Annotated in this window: 22 protein-coding genes, 1 tRNA gene and 1 other RNA gene; 15 read left to right on the forward strand and 9 right to left on the reverse strand. The window is 69.2% G+C overall.

Translation table 11 applies throughout. The features are described from left to right. The first annotated feature begins 245 nt into the window (after nucleotides 1-245). The 4 genes from VPH61_RS16255 to VPH61_RS16270 are packed head-to-tail and all read left to right on the forward strand — an operon-like array spanning nucleotide 246 to nucleotide 1,795. A complete protein-coding gene (locus VPH61_RS16255) occupies nucleotides 246-653 on the forward strand; it encodes a MerR family transcriptional regulator (RefSeq protein ID WP_332064555.1) in 408 nt (135 codons plus the stop codon). Between the two features lie 10 nt (nucleotides 654-663). After that, the gene (locus VPH61_RS16260; RefSeq protein WP_332064556.1) at nucleotides 664-1,050 is read left to right on the forward strand and encodes a hypothetical protein; all 387 of its coding nucleotides are present in this window, start codon (nucleotides 664-666) and stop codon (nucleotides 1,048-1,050) included. A gap of 44 nt (nucleotides 1,051-1,094) precedes the next feature. Then, nucleotides 1,095-1,493 carry a PPOX class F420-dependent oxidoreductase gene (locus tag VPH61_RS16265; protein ID WP_332064557.1) on the forward strand — a complete coding sequence of 133 codons (399 nt, stop codon included), beginning with the start codon at nucleotides 1,095-1,097 and terminating at the stop codon, nucleotides 1,491-1,493. Further along, the gene (locus tag VPH61_RS16270) at nucleotides 1,490-1,795 is read left to right on the forward strand and encodes a hypothetical protein (RefSeq protein WP_332064558.1); all 306 of its coding nucleotides are present in this window, start codon (nucleotides 1,490-1,492) and stop codon (nucleotides 1,793-1,795) included. The genes VPH61_RS16265 and VPH61_RS16270 overlap by 4 nt, the downstream gene beginning before the upstream one ends. 18 nt (nucleotides 1,796-1,813) lie before the next feature. Here VPH61_RS16270 and VPH61_RS16275 read toward each other — a convergent pair whose 3' ends face one another. Beyond that, nucleotides 1,814-3,115: an MFS transporter gene (locus VPH61_RS16275; RefSeq protein ID WP_332064559.1), complete on the reverse strand. Its 1,302-nt coding sequence runs from the start codon at nucleotides 3,113-3,115 to the stop codon at nucleotides 1,814-1,816. Nucleotides 3,116-3,195: 80 nt separating this feature from the next. Here VPH61_RS16275 and prfB point away from each other — a divergent pair, with 80 nt between their 5' ends. Then, entirely contained in the window at nucleotides 3,196-4,302 is a 1,107-nt protein-coding gene (gene prfB, locus VPH61_RS16280; protein WP_332064560.1) for a peptide chain release factor 2, read from the forward strand. A 109-nt stretch (nucleotides 4,303-4,411) separates the two neighbouring features. Here the strand turns inward: prfB and VPH61_RS16285 are convergent, their stop codons facing one another. Further along, on the reverse strand, nucleotides 4,412-5,104 hold the full coding sequence (locus tag VPH61_RS16285) for a TetR/AcrR family transcriptional regulator (RefSeq protein WP_332064561.1): 693 nt from the start codon (nucleotides 5,102-5,104) through the stop codon (nucleotides 4,412-4,414). Between the two features lie 124 nt (nucleotides 5,105-5,228). On the opposite strand from VPH61_RS16285, the gene VPH61_RS16290 reads away from it, so the two are divergent. From VPH61_RS16290 to VPH61_RS16315, 6 genes are all read left to right on the forward strand, one after another. After that, the gene (locus tag VPH61_RS16290; protein ID WP_332064562.1) at nucleotides 5,229-6,884 is read left to right on the forward strand and encodes an amidohydrolase; all 1,656 of its coding nucleotides are present in this window, start codon (nucleotides 5,229-5,231) and stop codon (nucleotides 6,882-6,884) included. Between the two features lie 22 nt (nucleotides 6,885-6,906). Next, nucleotides 6,907-8,406: a Na+/H+ antiporter NhaC family protein gene (locus VPH61_RS16295; RefSeq protein ID WP_332064563.1), complete on the forward strand. Its 1,500-nt coding sequence runs from the start codon at nucleotides 6,907-6,909 to the stop codon at nucleotides 8,404-8,406. Between the two features lie 88 nt (nucleotides 8,407-8,494). Further along, nucleotides 8,495-9,538, forward strand: a complete 1,044-nt coding sequence (gene ftsE / locus VPH61_RS16300; protein ID WP_332064564.1) for a cell division ATP-binding protein FtsE — start codon at nucleotides 8,495-8,497, stop codon at nucleotides 9,536-9,538. Then, the gene (gene ftsX, locus VPH61_RS16305) at nucleotides 9,535-10,446 is read left to right on the forward strand and encodes a permease-like cell division protein FtsX (RefSeq protein WP_332064565.1); all 912 of its coding nucleotides are present in this window, start codon (nucleotides 9,535-9,537) and stop codon (nucleotides 10,444-10,446) included. Before ftsE ends, ftsX begins: the two co-directional genes overlap by 4 nt. A gap of 95 nt (nucleotides 10,447-10,541) precedes the next feature. Then, nucleotides 10,542-11,018 carry an SsrA-binding protein SmpB gene (gene smpB / locus VPH61_RS16310; RefSeq protein WP_056009841.1) on the forward strand — a complete coding sequence of 159 codons (477 nt, stop codon included), beginning with the start codon at nucleotides 10,542-10,544 and terminating at the stop codon, nucleotides 11,016-11,018. Nucleotides 11,019-11,131: 113 nt separating this feature from the next. Continuing rightward, nucleotides 11,132-11,869 (forward strand): tyrosine-protein phosphatase, encoded by a 738-nt coding sequence (locus tag VPH61_RS16315; protein ID WP_332064566.1) that lies wholly within the window; start codon nucleotides 11,132-11,134, stop codon nucleotides 11,867-11,869. 42 nt (nucleotides 11,870-11,911) lie between these two features. Here VPH61_RS16315 and VPH61_RS16320 read toward each other — a convergent pair whose 3' ends face one another. Beyond that, complete coding sequence (locus tag VPH61_RS16320; RefSeq protein WP_332064567.1) at nucleotides 11,912-12,586, reverse strand: SIMPL domain-containing protein; 675 nt, start codon at nucleotides 12,584-12,586, stop codon at nucleotides 11,912-11,914. 190 nt (nucleotides 12,587-12,776) lie between these two features. On the opposite strand from VPH61_RS16320, the gene ssrA reads away from it, so the two are divergent. Next, nucleotides 12,777-13,147: a transfer-messenger RNA gene (gene ssrA / locus VPH61_RS16325) on the forward strand. Between the two features lie 78 nt (nucleotides 13,148-13,225). On the opposite strand, the gene VPH61_RS16330 is transcribed toward ssrA, so the two are convergent. Beyond that, nucleotides 13,226-14,137: a LysR family transcriptional regulator gene (locus VPH61_RS16330; protein ID WP_332064568.1), complete on the reverse strand. Its 912-nt coding sequence runs from the start codon at nucleotides 14,135-14,137 to the stop codon at nucleotides 13,226-13,228. A gap of 82 nt (nucleotides 14,138-14,219) precedes the next feature. Here VPH61_RS16330 and VPH61_RS16335 point away from each other — a divergent pair, with 82 nt between their 5' ends. Further along, nucleotides 14,220-15,143 carry a DMT family transporter gene (locus tag VPH61_RS16335; RefSeq protein WP_332064569.1) on the forward strand — a complete coding sequence of 308 codons (924 nt, stop codon included), beginning with the start codon at nucleotides 14,220-14,222 and terminating at the stop codon, nucleotides 15,141-15,143. Nucleotides 15,144-15,211: 68 nt separating this feature from the next. On the opposite strand, the gene VPH61_RS16340 is transcribed toward VPH61_RS16335, so the two are convergent. From VPH61_RS16340 to VPH61_RS16350, 3 genes are all read right to left on the reverse strand, one after another. Continuing rightward, nucleotides 15,212-15,736 (reverse strand): septum formation family protein, encoded by a 525-nt coding sequence (locus tag VPH61_RS16340; protein WP_332064570.1) that lies wholly within the window; start codon nucleotides 15,734-15,736, stop codon nucleotides 15,212-15,214. Between the two features lie 140 nt (nucleotides 15,737-15,876). Beyond that, a complete protein-coding gene (locus VPH61_RS16345) occupies nucleotides 15,877-16,800 on the reverse strand; it encodes an LLM class F420-dependent oxidoreductase (protein ID WP_332064571.1) in 924 nt (307 codons plus the stop codon). A gap of 9 nt (nucleotides 16,801-16,809) precedes the next feature. Continuing rightward, a complete protein-coding gene (locus tag VPH61_RS16350) occupies nucleotides 16,810-17,703 on the reverse strand; it encodes an inositol monophosphatase family protein (RefSeq protein ID WP_332064572.1) in 894 nt (297 codons plus the stop codon). 169 nt (nucleotides 17,704-17,872) lie between these two features. Between VPH61_RS16350 and VPH61_RS16355 the strand changes: the two genes are divergently transcribed. Both VPH61_RS16355 and VPH61_RS16360 read left to right on the forward strand, forming a co-directional pair. Further along, nucleotides 17,873-17,945 (forward strand) — tRNA-Lys (locus VPH61_RS16355). Nucleotides 17,946-18,289: 344 nt separating this feature from the next. Next, complete coding sequence (locus tag VPH61_RS16360) at nucleotides 18,290-18,826, forward strand: DUF7010 family protein (RefSeq protein ID WP_332064573.1); 537 nt, start codon at nucleotides 18,290-18,292, stop codon at nucleotides 18,824-18,826. Between the two features lie 89 nt (nucleotides 18,827-18,915). Here the strand turns inward: VPH61_RS16360 and VPH61_RS16365 are convergent, their stop codons facing one another. Next, nucleotides 18,916-20,172, reverse strand: a complete 1,257-nt coding sequence (locus tag VPH61_RS16365; protein ID WP_332064574.1) for an MFS transporter — start codon at nucleotides 20,170-20,172, stop codon at nucleotides 18,916-18,918. 381 nt (nucleotides 20,173-20,553) lie between these two features. Beyond that, entirely contained in the window at nucleotides 20,554-20,685 is a 132-nt protein-coding gene (locus tag VPH61_RS16370; RefSeq protein ID WP_332064575.1) for a hypothetical protein, read from the reverse strand. Between the last annotated feature and the right edge of the window lie 54 nt (nucleotides 20,686-20,739).

Genomic DNA, 20,739 nt, shown 5'->3' on the forward strand with positions numbered 1-20,739 from the left:
ACGGGCTCGGCCGCGCCGACCGACGCTGCGATCAGGCGGCGGGCGCCTTCGCGAGCCCGCTGCGGCGAGACGGTGTGGAGCCCGGCGAGGTTCGCGGCGGAGAGGCGGGCCAGATGAGCCTCGACCTGAGGGTGGAGTGGCATCGGGATGTCCTTGTCTTCTCGGTGAACTGCTGTCACGATCGAGCGTGCTACTTGAACTACGATTCAAGTCAAGTCGATTCACGAGAAAGGCAGGGACGAGAGATGGCGACCGAGCTGGATATCGCCGATGTGGCTGAGCGAACCGGGCTGACCCCGTCCGCGCTGCGCTTCTACGAGCGGTGCGGGCTCATCGCCTCCGGCGGGCGCAACGGCCTTCGACGCACCTTCGCACCCGAGGTCGTCGACCGGATCGTGATGATCCGCTGTGCGCAGGAAGCGGGCTTCACCCTGGCCCAGATCGGCCGATTCCTGGTCGCCACCCCCGGCGACGACGAGTTGCGAGAATGGGTACGCCAGCGCGCTCAGGAGCTCGAGGGGGAGATCGCGAGACTGATCCGGATGAATGACAGCCTCCGCCACGCCGCCACCTGCACGCACTCACCGCTGGCCGAGTGCCCCGACTTCAAGCAACGGCTCCTTCCCGGCGCCGCTCGTGCGCGCACACCGTAGGCTCGGAATCATGCGGCGAATCGACGGCGATGTGTTCGGGCGATGGAGCCTGCGCCTCGATGCCGTGTACTGCGCCGTACTGGGAACCGCGGTGGCGCTGGCTGCCGAACCGATCGCGCAAGGGGTCGCCCTTCCTCCGCTCGTGATCGCCGCCGCAGGCGTTGCCGTGGTCGTCTGGGCCGGGGGCGTGATGTGGATGCTCGCCCGACTGCCTCTGCGACGAGCACTCGGCCTGGTCATGATCGCCAACGTGCTCGCCGCGCTCGCGGTAGGTCTCGTCTCGCTGACGGCGGCGACAGCATTGATCGTGGGAGCAGTCCTGGCGGTCTCCGTCGACGTCGCCCTCTTCGCGACCAGCCAGGCGGTCGCATTGCGTGCACTCCCGGCCCGAGGTTGATGCGCGAGTTCCACTGAACCGGCGGCGTGCGATTGACTGGAGGCATGACCGTCGAGATCTCAGACCACTTCACCCGCATCCTCTCGTCGCCGGTGTTCGCCCACCTCGGCACCGTGCGCCCGAACGGCGAGGTGCAGGTGAACCCCATGTGGTTCGAGTTCGACCCCGAGACGCAGACGATCCGCTTCACGCACACGTCGAAGCGCGCGAAGTTCCGGAACCTCCAGGCGAATCCGCACATGACGCTCGAGATGACCGACCCCGAGAACCCGCTGAAGTACGTCGAGGTGCGCGGTCGTCTCGCCGAGGTGCTGCCCGACCCCGAGGGCGCGATGTACGTGCGCCTCGGCCGGCGCTACGGCAACCCGAACGAGCAGGCGCCCGCCGACAAGGCCGACCGGGTGATTCTCGTCATGGCGATCGAGAAGGTCAACGGGCGATGAGCGGCGCGGCGGGTCGGGGAGCCGGAAGCGGCGGCGCAGGCCGGGCCGACGGTCGTCGCTACGCCTGGATCGCGATCATCGGAGTGGTGCTCGCCGTGCTTTCGCTGCTGACCCCGGCGCTCGCCTCGCTGCCGCTCTCGGCGCTCGCCGTGGTGCTCGGGCTCCGCGGCCGGCGCGAGGTGAAGAAGGACCCGACCCTCGTGGCCGGCTGGCTGTGGATCGGCGCCGCGGCGGTCGGCGGGTTCGTGCTCGTCTTCCAGCTCATTCTCGTCGTGCTCTCGTTCGGCACGCCGACGGGCTGAACGGCTCCTGACGACCCCTCAGCGCCGCCGGTGCGGCACGTAGCGCGGAATCCAGCGCCACAGCATCGCCGCACCGATCAGGCCGAGCACGCCGACGGCGACGTTCGCAGCCATGATCGATGCGATCGAGGTCACCGCCGCGATCATGAGCGGCGCCCCTGCGCCGCCGGTGTCGCCGATCATGCGGAACGCGCCGAGGAACGGTGCGGGGTTCTGCTTCGGCGCGAGGTCGGCGCCGAGCGTCATGATGATGCCGCTCGTGACGCCGTTCGCGAGGCCGAGCCAGACGGCGATGATCGTGAACCAGACCGCGTTCGACGGCAGGTCGTGGGTGAACGCGAGCGCGATGTGGCCGACGGCCATGCCGAGCAGCCCGGGGATCGCGCTCCAGAGCCGCCCGAATCGGTCCATGATCTGCCCGCTCGCGTAGAACAGCGCGAAGTCGATCGTGCCCGAGATGCCGATCACGAGCGCCGCCTGCTCGGCGGGCATGCCGATCGAGACCGACCAGAGCGGCAGCACGACCGTGCGGCTGACGCGCACCGCGGCGAGCAGCCCGACCCCGGTGCCGATGCGGGCGAGCACCCCGCGGTTCTCGCGGATCGCACGGAACACGCTCGGCGACGACCCGGCCGCCGCCTCGGCTTCGCCGGCGGTGAGCGGCGTGCCCGAGGCATCCGTCGGCGTTGCTGAAATGGCCGAAGCAGCGGATGCCTCGCGCGCGAGCCTCGCCGCACCGAACACCCGCTCGGGGTCGGGCAGCAGCACGAGCACGCCGACGACGGCGAAGCAGGCGCCGACGAGCACCCAGAAGACGGACTCGCTCGAACCGGTCGCGGCGATGATCGCCGCGGCGACGAACGGGCCGACGGCCCAGCCCGCGCGGAACACCCCGCCGAGGGTCGAGAGCGCTCGGGCCCGTATGCGCACCGGCACGTAGCTCGTGAGGAACGCGTGCCGGGCGAGGCCGAACACCGCGGTCGCGAGGCCGAGGAGGAACACACCGATGGCGAGGGCGGGCAGTGTGGGGGAGACGATCGCGATCAGCACGCCGATGACGGCGAGCATCGCCGCCCCGATCATCGCGTTGCGCTCTCCGATGCGGGCGACGAGCCAGCCGGCCGGAAGGTCGCCGGCGAGCTCGCCGACCATCAGCATCGCGGCGATGAGGCCGGCGAGGGCGAGCGAGGCGCCGCGCTCGGTCGCCACGAGCGGCACGATCGGGATCATCGCGCCCTCGCCGAGCGAGAAGACGAGGGTCGGCAGGTAGACCGGGAGGACGATCGAACGCCACGAGAATCGGGGCGTGGAGTCGGTCATCGATTCGACGCTACACCCGCCCACGCGGTGCACTTCGCGGTGCACCATGGGGGCGGGCGACTCGCGTAGGCTGGGAGGCCATGTTGGATCTAGACCTCTCGCAGGAGATCGCCGCGCTGCGCTCCACCTTCAGCGACATTCGCGCAGTCGTCGACGTCGACGCCATCAAAGCCGACATCGAACGGCTCTCCGAAGAGGCGGGCGCGCCCGATCTCTGGGATGACACCGCGAACGCGCAGAAGGTGACGAGCGCGCTCAGCCACCGTCAGTCCGAGCTCGCCCGGGTCACGAGCATCGACTCGCGACTCGACGACCTCGAAGTGCTCATCGAGCTCGCCAACGAGATGGGCGACGAAGACAGCGCGGCCGAGGCCCGCGCCGAGCTCGAGTCGCTGCAGAAGGCGATCGGCGACCTCGAGGTGCAGACGCTGCTCGACGGCGAGTGGGACGACCGCCCCGCGGTCATCACGATCCGCGCCGGCGCCGGCGGCGTCGACGCCGCCGACTTCGCCGAGATGCTCATGCGCATGTACCTGCGATGGGCCGAGAAGCACGGCTACAAGGCCAGCGTCATGGACACGAGCTACGCCGAAGAGGCGGGCATCAAGTCGGCGACCTTCGAGATCGACGCGCCCTACGCGTTCGGCACCCTGAGCGTCGAGGCCGGCACGCACCGACTCGTGCGCATGAGCCCCTTCGGCGCGGCGGGCAAGCGCCAGACGAGCTTCGCGGCCGTCGAGGTCATCCCGCTCATGGAGGAGGCGCAGGAGGTCGAGATCCCCGAGAACGACATCCGCGTCGACGTCTTCCGCTCGAGCGGACCCGGCGGCCAGTCGGTCAACACGACCGACTCCGCCGTGCGCATCACGCACCTTCCGACCGGCACGGTCGTCTCGATGCAGAACGAGAAGTCGCAGATCCAGAACCGTGCGGCCGCCATGCGCGTGCTGCAGTCGCGACTGCTCCTCATCCAGAAGGAGCAGGAGGCGGCCCAGAAGAAGGAGCTCGCGGGCAACATCACCGCGAGCTGGGGCGATCAGATGCGCTCCTACGTGCTCGCGCCGTACCAGATGGTGAAAGACCTGCGCACCGAGTACGAGGTCGGCAACCCGAGCCACGTCTTCGACGGCGACATCGACGGTTTCATCGCCGCCGGCATCAGGTGGCGGAAGCGCCCCACCGAGTAGGCGACCGCGAGGCACTGAACCGAGCGGATGCCGCCGGCTCCCTGCTGATCGCCGGGTCAGATCGTCTCGGCGAGCGACGCGGCGAGTTGTGCCGCGTGTTGCCGCGAACTTAGACGCGCTCGGCTTCGACGACCGCGGCGAGTGCCGCTGGCAGGCCGCCGACGAGGGCGGTGAGCCCGAGCTCGAACGAGCGGTCGGCCGGATGCACCCGCTGCGCCGCGGCCTTCACGCTCCGCAGGGCTTCGGCGCGGCTGAACGTCGGCGCGAGCGGGGCGGCGGTGCCGGGCGACATGATGTCGTCGGGGGCGAGCGTGTCGAGGGCTGAGCCGATGATGAACGACTCGAGCGCGACGATCGCGTCGACGGCGCCGCCGACGGGCCATCCCTCGGCGACGAACCGCCGCGTGATCGACTCGTAGTTCGCGACCGAGCGCTCCTGGCCGTCGATCGCCGTGGTGGCGAGCAGCGCGATCGCGGCGGGGTGCGTGGCGAACGCCGATCGGTAGGAGTGCGCCCAGCGCAGCACCGCGTCGGCGAGGGTCGTCTCGGGGGTGTCGAAGCCCGAGACGTCGAGCAGCTCGGCGACCCGGCCGCGCATGGCCCTCACGACATCGGCCTTGCCGCCGAAGTAGTGGTAGAGCGCCGGAGGATGCACCGAGAGGGAACGCGCGAGCGCCGCCATCGTGAACCCGTTGGGCCCGGCCGTGCGGGCGAGAGCGAACGCCGCGTCGACGATCTGGTCGGCGCTCAGTACCGGCGTGCGCGGGCGGCCCGCGCTGCGCTTGGCCGGAGTGGGACTCACAGGGCTCCTTCGAGTGGTCGACGCGGGGATTTGTCGAAGAGCGTATTCGGGAGTAGCGTGTGCCCGAATTTAATCATATTAAATTGAGGGCGGCCGACGAAGGCCGCCGAGAGAGCGAGCAGACGTGCACGGGATCGCCGCGGACACCATCCTCATCGGCGCGCGCGTGATCACGATGAACCCGCGGCAGCCCGAGGCATCCGCCGTCGCGATCCGTGCCGGCCGAATCCTCGCGGTCGGCGATGCCGCCGACCTCGCCGACTACCGCGGCCCCCGCACCGCCGTGCAGAATCTCGCCGGGGCATCCGTCACCCCAGGGCTCATCGACGCGCACATGCATCCGATCCAGGGCATCGAGCTGGCGGTGGGCATCGACTTCGGGGGAGTGCGCGACCCCGAGACGTTCCTGTGCATGCTCGCCGACGAGACCGCTCGCGTCGCCGACGGATCGGCCGGCGGCTGGGTGCGCGGATGGAACGTCGACTACGACCTGTTCACGACCCTGCCGATGACCGCAGCCGCGATCGACGCGGTCACCACGGGCGCGCCCGCGTTCCTGATGTTCTTCGACGGCCACACCGCCCTTGCGAACACCGAGGCCCTGCGCCGATCGGGCATCACCGGTGCCCGTCGCTTCGGCGACACCTCCGAGATCGTCGTCGACGACGCCGGGCGGCCGACCGGATGCCTCCGCGAGGACTCGGCGTTCGACCTCGTGCTGCGCACCGCGCCCGAGTACACCCGCGCCGAGACGCTCGAGCGCGTGCGCGGCATCCTCGGCGGCCTCGCCGCCTCGGGCATCACCGGTGGATGCATCATGGACGGCAACCCGGGCACGCTCGAGCTGCTCGACGAGCTCGACGGCGGCGCATCCGCCGACCCCGACGCCCCGAGCGGGCTGCCCGTGCGGATCGTCTCGGCGATGGCGCACAACCCCGGCTACGACGAGGAGCGCACACGCCACCACCTCGCGCAGCGCGACCGCCGCGGCAGGCGCTGGCGCGGCGGCCTCGTGAAGCTCTTCGCCGACGGCGTCATCGACACCGGCACCGGGTGGCTCTACGAACCCGACACCCACGGCGACGGCGGCACCTCGTTCTGGGCCGACGCCGACGAGTTCGAACGCGTCGTGCACCGCTACGCTGCGGCCGGCTTCCAGATCGCGACCCACGCGATCGGCGACCGCGCCATCGGCGAGACGATCGATGCCTACCTCGCCGCCGGCGTGCACTCGAACGGCACCGCCGCCCACCGCATCGAACACCTCGAGCTGCTCGCCGATCGCGACCTCCGCCGCATGGCGCACGCCGGCATCACCGCGTCGGTGCAGCCGCTCCACATGCAGTGGCGGAAGGCCGACGGCTCCGACTTCTGGGCCGAACGACTCGGCCCCGAGCGCGCCGCCCTCGGCTGGCGGGTACGTGACATGATCGACGCCGGCGCCCCCGTGGCGCTCGGCTCCGACTGGCCCGTCGCGCAGACCGATGCGCGCATCGGACTCGCCTGGGCGCGGCTCCGCCGCGAGCCCGGCAACCATGACGCCCCGGTGTTCGAGCCCGACCAGGTGCTCACGCCGTACGAGGCCCTACAGGGCTACACCGTCTGGGCCGCAGAGGCCCAGGGCGACCGCGACCTCGGCGTCATCGCGCCGGGGTGCCGCGCCGACCTCGTCGTCTGGGCCGACAGCCCGCTCGACGTCGACGCGGACGAACTGCTGCACCTCCCCGTGCTGACGACGATCGTCGACGGGCAACCCGTGTTCGCGGCATCCGCCGCCTGACCCCTTCGAATCAGAGGCAACCATGCAAGACGTCGGCGCGCTCGCGCTCCTCCCCGTCGTCATCATCCTCGTCGTGGCCGTGCTCACACGGCGCACGCTCTTCGCGATGCTCTGCGGCACCCTCGCCGGTGCCGTGCTGCTCGGCGGCTGGGAGTTCTTCGACTCATGGATCGGCTACTTCGGCACCGCCATGGCCGACGAGACCCTGCAGTGGCTCATGCTCGTCGTCGTGCTCTTCGGCATCCTGATCACGCTCTTCGAGCGCTCGGGCGCCGTGAGGGAGTTCGCGGCCTGGGCCGAGCGCTTCGTGAACTCGCGGCGGAAGTCCACCATCCTGAGCTTCCTGCTCAGCATCGTGCTCTTCGTCGACGACTACCTGAACGTGCTGACCGTCGGCACGTCGATGAAGGCCGTGACCGACCGCTACAACGTGCCGCGCACCGAGCTCGGCACGATCATGAAGATGACGGCGGCGCCCATCGCCGTCATCGTGCCGTTCTCGACGTGGGCGCTCTTCTTCGCGGGTCTGCTCGAGGCGCAGGGCGTCACGGCGAACGGCTCGGGTTTCGGCGCCTACCTCCAGGCCATCCCGTTCATCTTCTTCGGCTGGATCGCGATCGCGATCGCCGCGCTCGTCGCGTTCGGCGCCTTCCCGAAACTCGGCGCACTGAAGAAGGACGTCGCGCGAGCGGATGCCACGGGCGACGTGTTTCCCGCCGGCAGCACCGCCGAGGAGCGCGAGGCCGAGGGCGGCCTGCCGCTGAACGCCGAGGTCGGCGAGTTCGCCGTCTCGGGCGACGACGCGGGCCGCGCCGTCGCCGCGGCATCCGCACCGTCGACGACGTCGACGACCGCGACCGCCACGGCAACCGCGACGGCGGGTCGCGCGCCCGAGTACGCGAAGCCGCGCCCGTGGAACTTCCTCGTGCCGATCGCGGTCATGATCGCCGTGACGATCCTCACCGAGGTCGACGTGCTGAAGGGCACGGTCGCCGCGCTCATCGTGGCCATCGTTATGTACACGGTGCAGCGCCGCCTGAAGATCAAGGGCGTGCTCGAGGCTGCGTTCGACGGCGTCGGCAGCATGCTCTTCGTCATCGTGCTGACGGCGCTCGCCTTCATGGTGCAGCACATGAACATCGACCTGCACCTCGCCGACTGGGTGATCGAGGCGACGCAGCCCGTCATGAACGGCGCGCTGCTGCCCGCGATGGTCTTCCTCGTCTGCGGCGTCTACGCGTACGCGACCGGCTCGTTCTGGGACCTCGCGGCCGTCATCACGCCGATCGTGATCCCGCTCGCCTTCGCGATGGACGTGAACCCGATCATCGCGGGGGCCGCGGTGTTCTCGGGCGCCGCGCTCGGCTCGACCACGTGCCTCTACGGCGACGGCATCATCCTCGCGTCGCGGTCGACCGGCATCAAGCCGCTGAACCTCATGACGGCGATCCTGCCGTACGCGGCGATCGCTGCTGCCGCGTCGCTCGTGCTCTACCTGATCGTCGGATTCGCCGGCATCTAGAGCCGGTCGTCCTCAATCAGTGGGCGGCGACCCCGATTTCCGGTGTCGCTGCCCACTTTTGCCTCGCCCTTCCTTAGGCTCGATTGCGATGATCCGCTTCGACTCCGTCACCAAGACCTACCCCGGCCAGGCGAGGCCCGCCCTCAACGACATCGGGGTCGAGATCCTCCGTGGGGAGTTCGTCTTCCTCGTGGGCGCTTCCGGCTCCGGCAAGTCGAGCTTCCTCCGGCTCATCCTCAAAGAGGAGAAGCCGTCGAAGGGCGCCATCCACGTGCTCGGGCAAGACCTCGGGTCGATCTCGACGCGCAAGGTGCCGTACTTCCGGCGCGACCTCGGCGTCGTCTTCCAGGACTTCCGGCTGCTGCCGAACAAGTCGGTGTACGAGAACGTCGCCTTCACGCTGCGCGTCATCGGCAAGTCGAGGGGCTACGTGCAGACCGCGGTGCCCGAGACGCTGAAGCTCGTCGGCCTCGACGGCAAGGGCAAGCGCATGCCGCACGAGCTCTCGGGCGGCGAGCAGCAGCGCGTCGCGATCGCGCGCGCGATCGTCAACAAGCCGCAGATCCTGCTCGCCGACGAGCCGACCGGCAACCTCGACCCCGTGACGAGTGCCGGCATCATGACCCTGCTCGAGCGCATCAACGCGGGCGGCACGACGATCATCATGGCGACCCACGAGGCCGGCATCGTCGACCAGATGCGCCGCCGCGTCATCGAGCTCTCGGCCGGCGACATCGTGCGCGACGAGCGCAGCGCCGGCTACGACGGCCAGACCGTGCGCGACGTCGACTACGTGCCCGAGCACGAGACCGCCGACGAGGGCGAGTCGGCCGTCAAGCCCGAGACCGCCATGGCCGCCGTCGCAGCTCCGAAGGTCACCCCCGAGGTGATGCGCGACGCCGAGCCGCTCTACGTCGAACCCGAGGCGACCGACGAGGTGACCGATGCCGCCGCCGAGATCACGGCTGCGGCGACGGGCACGATCCAGCTCGACCCCGAGAAGCTGAAGCCGAAGCAGTCAGGCGGCGCCGCGGCATCCGAACACCTGACCCTCGCCGAACGCCTCGGACTCAGGGCCCCGGGAGGCCCCCGGGAAGGCGACGACGACCAGGAAGTGGGGCCGACGAAATGAGGCTCGGTCTCGTGCTCTCCGAGGCGGCGAACGGCCTTCGCCGCAACGCCTCGATGGTGGTCTCCGTCGTGCTGGTCACGTTCATCTCCCTCACCTTCGTCGGCACCGCCGCCCTGCTGCAGCTGCAGATCGGCCAGATGAAGAATTACTGGTACGACCGCGCCCAGGTCGCCGTCTACCTCTGCACGAGCGTGTCGACGACCGCCGGGTGCACCGACGGCGAGGCGACCGAGGAGCAGAAGGCCGCGATCGAGGACCAGCTCTCGTCGGACACGCTCGCCAAGTACATCGACGAGTTCTACTTCGAAGACCACGACCAGGCGTTCGCCAACTTCCAGGAGCAGTTCAAGGGCACGCCCGCGGCCGACTACGTGACACCCGAGGTGCTGAATGAGACGTTCTGGGTGAACCTCGTCGACCCCTCGCAGGCCGCGGTGCTCGTCGAGAGCTTCGCCGGCATGGCGGGAGTCGAGGGCGTCGTCGACCAACGGCGCTACCTCGACCAGATCTTCGACGTGCTGAACGCCGCGAGCTACACCGCGATCACGGTCGCGGCGATCATGCTCGTGGCTGCGGCGCTGCTCATCGCGACGACTATCAGGCTCTCCGCGTTCTCGCGACGGCGCGAACTCGGCATCATGCGTCTCGTCGGGGCATCCAACCGGTTCATCCAGACGCCGTTCATCCTCGAGGGGGTGTTCGCGGGACTCATCGGCTCCCTGCTGGCGGGCGGGGCGGTCGTGGCGATCGTGCACTTCTTCGTGCAGGGCTATCTCGCCGACAATCTCTCGTTCACCTTCGTCGATCTCACGGACGCGCTGATCGTCGTGCCGCTCCTGATCCTCGTCGGGGTGGTGCTCGCCGCCGTCTCGGCGGGCATCGCGATCACGAGGTATCTGAAGGTCTGATCGGCCTGGTTTCGACACGCCCGGCCGGCAGCGGCTAGACTGAACGGCTGCTCCGGATGCCCCGGGGCATCCGCATTCGACGCAAGGAGCCGCACGTGCCCAGGGAGACCGGTCAGAAGGTCGTGGCGACCAACCGCAAGGCACGCCACGACTACACGATCGAGGACACCTACGAGGCGGGTCTCGTGCTCACCGGCACCGAGGTGAAGTCGCTGCGCGAGGGGCGGGCGTCGCTCGTCGACGGCTACGCCTTCATCGAGGGCGGGGAGATGTGGCTCGACGCCGTGCACATCCCCGAGTACACCGAGGGCACGTGGAACAACCACGCGCCGCGCCGCAAGCGCAAGCTCCTGCTGCACAAGCAGGAGATCGTGAAGATCAGCCACCGCACGAGCCAGGGCGGCTACACCCTCGTGCCGCTGCAGATCTACTTCTCGGGCGGGCGTGCGAAGGTCGAGATCGCCGTCGCGAAGGGCAAGCGCGAGTACGACAAGCGGCAGGCACTGCGCGAGCGTCAAGACAAGCGCGAGGCCGATCGCGCCATGGCGAGCCGCAAGAACCTCGGCGACTGAGCGTCGCGTCGGGCTCGACTGAGGGGCCCCGTGTTCGGCCCGAGATCTCGCTCGATTCGGGCTCGAGTCCGCGCTCCGGCCGGGGCGCGACGGGCGCGTGTAGGCTCGGCTCGATGGAGACCTCGACGCGCATTCCGGTACCCGGCACCTACAACTTCCGCGATGTCGGCGGGCTGCCGGCGTCGACCGGTACCGTGCGCGACGGGGTGCTGTTCCGTTCCGACGGGCTCGCCCGCCTCGGCGAGGCCGGGCAGGCGAAGTTGCGCGAGCTCGGCGTCGGCATCGTCATCGACCTGCGCGACGAGAACGAGGCGCAGATGATGCCCGACGACCTCGGCGAACTCGAGGTCGAGGTGCTGCGGCTGCCGGTCTTCGAGGGCTCCGGAGCATCTCAGGGCATGGCGGGAATCTCGCTCGAGGCGCTGTACGAGCGGGTCGTCACCCAGCACGCCTCGGTCGTCGTCGATGCCCTGCGCGAGATCTCCACCGCCGGCGACCGCGCCGTCGTCGTGCATTGCACTGCCGGCAAGGACCGCACCGGCATCGTCGTGGCTCTGGCGCTGCTCGCCGTCGGCGTCGACCGCGAATCCGTCGCGGCCGACTACGCCTCGACCGAGGAGAACCTCGCGGGCGAGTGGCTCGAGGGCATGATCGAGCGCATCGCGAGCTACGGGGTCGCCGATACACCTGCGCTGCGCACGCTCATGGGCGGCAGCCCCCGCGAGGCGATCGAGGGCGTGATCGACCTCGTCGAGCGAGACCACGGCTCGGTGCGCGAGTACCTGCTCGCGTCGGGTCTCGAGCTCAGCGCCCTCGCGTCGCTCGAGACCTTGCTGATCGAGCCCGCCTGAGTCGCTTCACCCAGAAGGGTTTCGTGGTGGCCACGCCGCCGCTCACGCCGCGTCGGCCGTGAATCTCGCCTCGACCGACGCCGTGATCACCAGCAGGGCCGGCGTGAACTGCGACGGCCCGCCGCCGCCCGCCATGTCGGCTGAGCCGCGCATCGCGAACATCCGCTCTGCAGGGGCGCCCGCTGGCACCGGCTGCGCGGTGAGCAGCCCGGTGTCGGCGAGCTCGGCGGGAGACGGCGCTCCGAGGCCGAGGGCGGCGGCGTAGACGGCGGCCTTCGCCACGGCGTCGGCCACAGCGCCTCGCTGCGCGGCTTCTTGGGTGCGCTTGCGCGTGGCATCCGTCAACCGCCAGTCGATGCCTCCGATGCCGACCGAGTCGCCGAGCGAGATGGTGCTGACCCAGTCGCCGAGGCGTTCGAGGTCGGTGAACACGACCTCGAGGTCGGCGCTCGCCTGATGCACGACGGGGAGCAGCTTGCCCTCGTTGCTCCACGGGCGGTGCGAGGAGACGCGGAGCTGCTTGGCGGACCAGGTATCGAGGGCGCCGGATGCCTCGAGCGCGCGTACCTCGGCGATGAGCGCGTCGTGGGCGGTCGACGTGTGCGCGAGGGTCGCGTCGCGTTCGGCCCCTGATGCGCTCACCGTCAGCGAGACGGCGCCGAGTTCTGGCGCGATGCGCTCTTCTGCGGTGCCGCGCACGGCGATGACGGTAGCCACATGGACCTCCAGTTCGAGCCGCTCGGGAATGGCGGAGCGGCCGCGCCTGTTCTAGACTGTAAGGCCGGGCACCCACCGTTTCAACGATGGGCACCCGGGTTCGGGTTTCCGCCCGTTGAAAACTCCACAGTGCGACAACGGCCCGTCAGGCTGGTTCCGGTTTCGACCGGCGATCAGCACGGCGATTCATGGGGATGATCGGTTTCGACATCGTCTGCGAACCCACGAGAAGCGGGCCGAGGATCCAGGGTTATCTCGTAAACGATCTCTGGAAAACAATAAGTGCCAATGCAAAGCGCACTGACTTCGCCCTCGCTGCATAAGCGAGCTCGATAGTCCGTCAGCCCGCGGGTCTGTTCCCGCCCCGGTAGCTGGCGTCATCTAGGGAACTTGCTGCGTGTCGTCGCCTGAGCGACACGCGGGACTTCATCAGGCTGGGCCTGTCGACCTAGACGCCTGTGGCAAAGGTCGGGGCCGAGCAGAACGCTTACACAGGCTGCGCCCGGAGAAGGCGTGGAATCACAGCGATGGACGGGGGTTCAATTCCCCCCATCTCCACCAATGGTCGTTGTCGCACAGTGGCTCGGATGCCCGGTCCCGTGAACTCACGGGGCCGGGCATTTCCGTTCTGCCACTCGATCAGGAGCGGGCGACGTCGCGCAGCAGCGCGGTCATGCGCCCCACGGCGGGGTGCGTGCGCATCGAGCGCTTCACGCGCAGCATGATGCGGCGCCGCACATCGGCGTCGTCGAGGGGAACGAGCGCGACCCCGTCGGGCAGGGCGAGGGCGCCGAGTCTCGGCAGCACCGTGATGCCGACCCCGGCTGCGACGTAGTCGAACGCGGTCGCGTAGTCGGGTGCGTCCAAGCGGAACCGAGGGACGAAGCCCCGTGCTGCGCTTGCCGACAGGATGATCTCGCGGCAAGGCCCTCGTGCGTAGTCGTTGTCCACCCATGGTTCGTCGGCGAGTTCGGCGAGGCTCACCGAACGCCGGAGAGCGAGCGGATGCCGCCGCGGAACGACGACGACGTAGCCCTCGGTGCGAAGGGGCTCGATGTCGTAACCGTCGGCGACCCCGTCGGCGACCGCCGGGTCGCGGTCGCCGCGCACCGACTCCGCGACGTAGAGCTCGACATCGGGTTCGCCGGTGAGTTGCCCGTGCTGTTCGACGAGGCTGAGCTCGAGTCGCAGGTCGGGGAACTCGGCCAGCACCGCGGCGGCGATCGCCGGCATCCACGAGCGGTTCGCGGAGGAGAAGCAGCTGATGCGCAGCGTTCCGCTGCGGCCTGAACGGAGGTCATCGGCGAGCGAGTCGAAGTCGGCGAGCTGATCGAGCACCCTCGACGCACGATCGGCGACGGCGAGGCCGGCGGCGGTCGGCACGATGCCGCGGCCGCGCCGTTCGATGAGCGTCAGCCCCGTCTCGCGTTGCAGTGTGCTGACGTGCTGGCTGACGGCCGATGGCGTGTAGCCGAGCCGGGCGGCCGCGCGATTGATCGAGCCGGACTGCACGACGGCTCGGAACACTCGGAGGCGATGCGGATCGACCATGACGTCGATCGTACAGTGCTGCTGAATGAATCGGTAGAATCGTTCGCTTGTGCTGAGGTGTCTGCGCCCGCAGGCTTGCCTCATGCACCAGGCCTCGACCACCCCTCTCACTCAGCCCTCCATCGCGACGCCTCGAGAGCCGATCGCGTGGAGGGTGCTCGCCGCGATGGTCGTGGTGCTCGTGCTGTGGGCGTCGGCGTTCATCGCGATCCGGGCGATCGGCGAATCGATCTCGCCCGGGCCGCTCGCCCTCGGCCGCCAACTCGTGGGCGCCGTGGTACTCGTCGCGATCGCCGTTGTGCGAAGGCCCCCGCTGCCAGGCGGGCGTGCACTTCTGCTCATCGCCGCATACGGGGTGCTCTGGTTCGCGGGCTACGCGCTCGTGCTCAACGTCGCCGAACGCCACCTCGACGCCGGAACCGTCGCGATGCTCGTGAACATCGCACCACTGCTCGTCGCGCTCGCGGCCGGCGCACTGCTGAAGGAGGGGTTCCCGCGGCGGCTCATGGTCGGCATCGCGATCGCCTTCGCCGGCGTCGTGATCATCGCCATGGGCGGAATCGGGGCGGACAGCGAACCGATCGGCATCGTGCTCGGCGTGCTCGCCGCAGTGCTCTACGCGGCGGGCGTGCTCGTGCAGAAGGTCGCCCTGCGTTCCGCCGATGCACTGAGCGCGACCTGGATCGGCTGCGTGGTAGGCGCGCTCGTGCTGTTGCCGTTCCTGCCGCAGACCGTCGTGGAACTCGGTGACGCCCCGACCCCGGCCGTGCTCGGCGTGGTGTACCTCGGCGTCTTCCCGACGGCCGTCGCGTTCCTGCTCTGGGCCTATGTGCTCAAGCGCAGCTCGGCGGGTGCGACGGCTTCGGCGACGCTCGCGGTTCCCGCGATCGTGGTGCTGCTCTCATGGCTGCTGCTCGGCGAGCTGCCGACGGTGTTCGGCATGGTGGGCGGGGCGCTCTGCCTCGCCGGGGTGGCATGGAGTCGGCGCAAGCCCCGAGCGGCGTGAGACGGGGCCGACAGACATAAAGAATGCCGCGTGGCGTCCCAGAGGGCTCGCCACGCGGCATCCGTTCGTCAGCGGGCGCTGCCGGCCAGCGTGCCGGTGACCTGACCGGCGGGGTCGTAGATCACGCACGAGACGATGCGGTCGTCCATCTGCTCCCAGCTCTCCTGCGAGGGGCGGTAGGCGTAGAAGCCGAGCGTCGACGTGTCGTAGGCCATGCCGACGAAGGGCTCGAACTGTGCGAGACAGGCTTCGTCGGCCTGCGTCTGGATGACGTCGTCGCCCGGGTACTCGGCGCCCTCGAGCGTGAGGTCGAAGAACACCTCTTCGTCGTGCGGCTGGTCGCACGGCACGACGGGCACCTCGGAGACGAGCTCTTCGCTGACCTCGTTCATGCAGTCGCCGACCATGAGCGCGAAGACGTCGGCGTCGCCCTCCTCGACGATCTCCTGGGTCGTCTCGTCGCGCTCGGGCTGCGGCGCCTGCCCGCCCGCGAGGTCGCGCAGGATGCTGCAGCCGCTCAGCGGGATCACGACGGCGACGGCGGCGAGGGCGACGATGGCGCGCGTCAGGGTGCGGCGCTTCTGGATGTTCACGAGGTGGAGCCTCTCGATTCGAAAGTGGGGTCGGGTTCAGTCCCGGATAACGAGGAGGGCACGCCGATCGACCGGCGCCCCCGCCCCATCCGGTGATTTCGACGTCAGCCTATCGGGAGCCGGCGACGGACTGCACGTCGTCAGCGCAGGTGCGGAAACACCTCGGCGGCGATGAGCTCGAGGTGTTCGAGGTCGCGCAGGTCGACGAGCTGCAGGTAGACGCGATCGGCCCCGAGCTCACGGAGCCGGAGCACCTTCTCGACCGCCGCCGCGGGGGTGCCGGCGATGTTCACGTCGGCGAACGTCGCCGGATCCTCGCCGATCGCCGCGAGCCGCCGCCGGTACTCGGCATCGGAGGTCGCCACGACGGTGGGCAGTGCGACGCTCATGCGCATCGAGTCGGGGTCGCGGTCGATGTCGACGCACGCGCTTCGTACCCGGGCGAACATGTCCGCGACGACCGACTCGTCGCGGAAGCCGATGTTGAACTCGCTCGCGAATCGGGCGGCGATCGCCGGGGTGCGCTTCGGACCCGACCCGCCGATGATGATCGGCACGTCTGCCTGCGCCGGCTTCGGGAGGGCGGGGGAGTGCTCGAGACGGTAGTGCTCGCCGGCGAAGTCGTAGTGCTCGCCGACCGGAGTCGACCAGAGGCCCGTCACGACCTCGAGCTGCTCCTCGAGCATGCCGAACCGCTTGGCCGGGAAGGGGATGCCGTAGGCCTCGTGCTCCTCGGCGAACCAGCCGGTGCCGAGGCCGAGCTCGACGCGCCCGCCCGACATGTCGTCGACCTGCGCGACCTGGATGGCGAGCACTGACGGGTGCCGGAACGTCGCCGAGGAGACGAGCGTGCCGAGCCGGATGCGCCGGGTCTCCCGGGCGAGCCCGGCGAGGGTGGTCCAGGCATCCGTGGGGCCCGGCATGGGGTCGCCGTCGCCCATCGCGAGGTAGTGGTCGGAACGGAACCAGCCGTCGAAGCCGAGCCGCTCGGCGGCGCTCGCCTGCGCGAGCTGCTCGGCGTAACTCGCACCCTGCTGCGGCTCGGTGAAGATGCAGACCTCCATGTCCGCCCCCTATGCCGCGTCGCCGAGCGCCGCGAGCACTTCGTCGTGGAGGGCGCCGTTCGTGGCGAGTGCGCTGCCGTGCCACGGCCCGCGCTCGCCCGTGATCGCCGTGAAGCGCCCGCCGGCCTCCTCGACGATCGGGATCAGGGCGGCGAGGTCGTACGGCTTGACGTCGAACTCGCCCGTGACGTCGATGAGCCCCTCGGCGAGCAGCATGTACGACCACAGGTCGCCGTAGGCGCGGTCGCGCCACACGCGCTCGGAGAGCGCCAGCAGGCGGTCGAGGTAGCCCGCCTCGCGCCACTGGGCGAGGCTCTGGAAGCTGAGGGAGGCGTCGGCGAGCGAGGCGACGCCCGAGACCTGCAGGCGACGGGCACCGGGCACGGATGCATCGCCGCCGGCGGCCTCACGGGCGCCGGTGCCGTTCGCGCCGGTGTCGACTGCGCCGGCCTCGCTCGCGCCGGCTTCTGCGGCCGAGGTGGTGGTCCAGGCGCCGAGGCCCGTCGCGCCCCACCAGCGGCGACCCATGGCGGGAGCGGATGCGACGCCGATGACCGGCACGCCGTCGATCGCGAGCGAGATGAGCGTGCCCCACACGGGCACGCCGCGCAGGAAGTTGGCGGTGCCGTCGATGGGGTCGATGATCCACTGCCGCGACCCCTCGCCCTCGGTGCCGAACTCCTCGCCGAGGATGCCGTCGCCGGGTCGGGCCGCCACGATGCGCTCGCGGATCGCCCGTTCGACCGCGAGATCGGCCTCGGTGACGGGGGAGCGGTCGGGCTTCGTCTGCACGTCGAGGTCGATCGCGCGGAATCGCCCGATCGAGACGGTGTCGGCCAGTTCGGCCAGTTCGAGCGCGAGTGCGAGGTCGGAGATGAGCTGGTCAACGGAATCGGCGGTCACATGATCAGGCTATCGCGGGGCCAGGGCGGGGCGCGGGCGGGGTGAGGGCGGGGCAGGCGATGCCTGCGACCCGCCGATCCTCACCTCGATTGGCGCAACAGTGCATTCTCCTGATACTGTGATTCCTCGGTTCGGGTTGTTGAAAATCCGGGCCGAAACAACGAAATATGCACCTCTAGCTCAATCGGCAGAGCAACTGACTCTTAATCAGTGGGTTCTCGGTTCAAGTCCGAGGGGGTGCACGATCAAGCCTCGAACCTCTCGCCGGGTTCGGGGCTTTTTCATTTTCCTGACGCCCGTTCCGGTGGTCGGATCGGTGGCGGTCTCATTGGGTCAGTGCATCACCCTGGGCCACTTCGATCGTAGCGACGCGACGTGACCAGCTATCCGCCGGGCGTCGTGGTTGCTCGGCGCTGCAGCTCGCGACAGACCGTGGTCCGTGAGATTCGGAACAGCTCGGCAAGTTCTGGGACAAGAGGTGGGGTGGATCCGCGGCGCGGCACTACGCCATGATTGGTCCGGCGCGTTCTGATGAGCGTTGACGCATCTGCCGTAGGTGACTCGGCCCGACTGGATGAGGACCGACGTGGACGTTCTGCAAGCGCAAGCCGACGTGAGGCGTATCTACCGTGGCGGCTTCTCCGGGCCGCTCGCCTCCGCGATCATCTGGGCCGTCGGGGCTGCGGTCTTCTTCGGGGTTTCACCTGCAGCCGGCATGACTGTGCTGTTCTTCGGTGGCATGTTGATCTTCCCGTTGGCAGCGCTCGTCCTGAAGTTCATGGGTGGCCCCGTTGCGCTCCCGAAGGGTCATCCCTCTGCCGCTTTGGCGATGCAATCCGCGTTCACCGTGCCGCTCGGACTCCTCGTTGCGATCGTGCTCGGCAAGTACGAGCCTCTTCTCTTCTTCCCGGCATCGCTCATCATCGTCGGTGCGCATTACCTCGTGTTCATCTCGCTCTACGGCATGAGGCTGTTCGCAGTTCTTGCAGGTGTGCTCGTTGCGCTCGGCGCGATGACCCTGTTCTTGCTGCCCAACCTCGGCGCCGTCAGCGGGTGGATCGGCGCCGGCATCTTCCTCGTCTTCGCCGTGTTGCTGTTTCGGGCTAGGGACATCGCACACTAGCCCCCGCCCGCAGGCGGATCCCGGATCGGTACTAAGCGTCGCCATGGCCGGCAAGTTGATCACGCCGATCTGCGCCTTGTACTCGATGGCTACCCAACGTGGGCCGACGCTTCCTCCTCGTCCGAGACAGGAAGCTCCCGCACTGCCGGAAGCCGCGACGCGAGCACGACCCCCAACTGCGCAGCGAACACGACGACAGCCACGGCGATGCACCAGTCCATCCCGAGAAGGGCCGCGATCAGTGCACCCAGTCCGGCGCCGATCGGCCGGGCCCCGTAGGTGGAAACGACCAGTAGCGATGAGACCCGACCGATCATCCGTGCCGGAGTCACCGCTTGTCGCAGCGTGGTCGTGGCGATCGACCAGAGCACGGGCCCGAACCCGAAGAGGAAGAACGACACGAACGCGAGGGTCGACGTCGGGATCCACATGGTCATCACCAACAAGCCTGCCCCGATGAACCCGCAGACCGGTCCGATGACCGTCATCCGGCCCAGGGTGATGCGCTTGGAGAGGGGCCGGGCCGTCAGCGCGCCGAGGACCATGCCGATCCCGAACACTCCCATTGCTGTGCCGACCGTCGCGGGCGTCATCCCCAGGTTCTCCAGGGCGTAGACGACGAAGACCGATTGGATGAGGAACCATCCGACGTTGAAGATCATTGACGTCACGATCATCGGGCGGAGGATTTCGTGCGAGAGCACGTACCGGAGGCCGTCGCCGATCTCCCGCCAGGCGCTACGGGCCGGCTGGGGTGCCGGACGAGCGATGTCGATCCTGGCCAGCAGCGCCAACGCAGCGGTGCAGGCGACCGTCGCCACCACGAAAGCCATCTCCGCACCGGCGAAGGACACGATCGCACCCGCGATGACCGGCCCGGAGATGAAGGCGATGCTGCGCCCGAGCTCGAGCCATCCGTTGGCGTCCATCAGCCGATCGCGGGCCACGAGCTGCGGCACAGCTGAGGGAATCGCCACCCCGGCACCGAGGGTTCCGATCGCGCCGACGAACCCCACGACCAACAACGTCTCGAAGGTGAGCCGGTCAGTGAGGATCAGCACGACAGTGCACGCAAGCGTCGCCGCACGTAGCCCTTCGGAGGCGAGGAGTACGCGCTTCGGGGAGGACCGATCGATGATCAATCCGAACGGAATGGACAGCAGGAGGAACGGGAGCGTCTGCGCGACCTGGAGGAGGGCGGTCTCCGTCGCGCCGGCGCCGAGAACCATGATTGCCGCGAGGGGTGCAGCGACGAGCGCCATCTGCTCGGCGAACTGGGTGAGGACGCTCGACCAGGCGATGCGGGTGAAGCGGGCGGGCAGCGGACGGCGTCGCTCAAGTGACATGGTCGGAGTCCACCAGCAACGACGGCCCGGTTCCGGCGGAAATCAGCCATCGCGTGCCCGGTCCATCACTGCACGTCCCGCAAGCGGATCCCTGTGTGGGTTGGTGAGCTTTCCAGAGCTTTGGTCGGAAGCGGTCCGCGGCTGTGTTCCAGCCGAGGATGCGTCGGGGTCGGGTGTTGATCCGTTCGCGATGTCCTCGAGCGACGCGGCCATCGCCCTTCAGCGGCGGTTCACCCTCGACGTGCCCGAAGGCATCACGATCGATCCAGCGCCGCCGATGCCCGCGTTCACCAATGCGGCACCTCCGAAGCACGAGATCTTCACCGCAGCGCCGGCCGTGCTCGCCAGCCATCCGGATGCGATGCCGGATGCGCCCAGGCATCAAGCAGTGGCGCTCGAGGTCGCGAAGCAGCTCGCGGAGAACCCGTCGCTCGCGGCATCCGTGGACCAGCTCATCGAGACGAAGGCGATCCCGACCTTCTTCGCCGGCGCGAAGGCATTCGGGGTGCACAAGCACGGTTGGTCGGTGTCGTACGCTGCCGGCCGGTTCGGCAACGACATCTTCGC

This window comes from Agromyces sp. CCNWLW203 (assembly GCF_036576125.1).
GTDB lineage: Bacteria > Actinomycetota > Actinomycetes > Actinomycetales > Microbacteriaceae > Agromyces.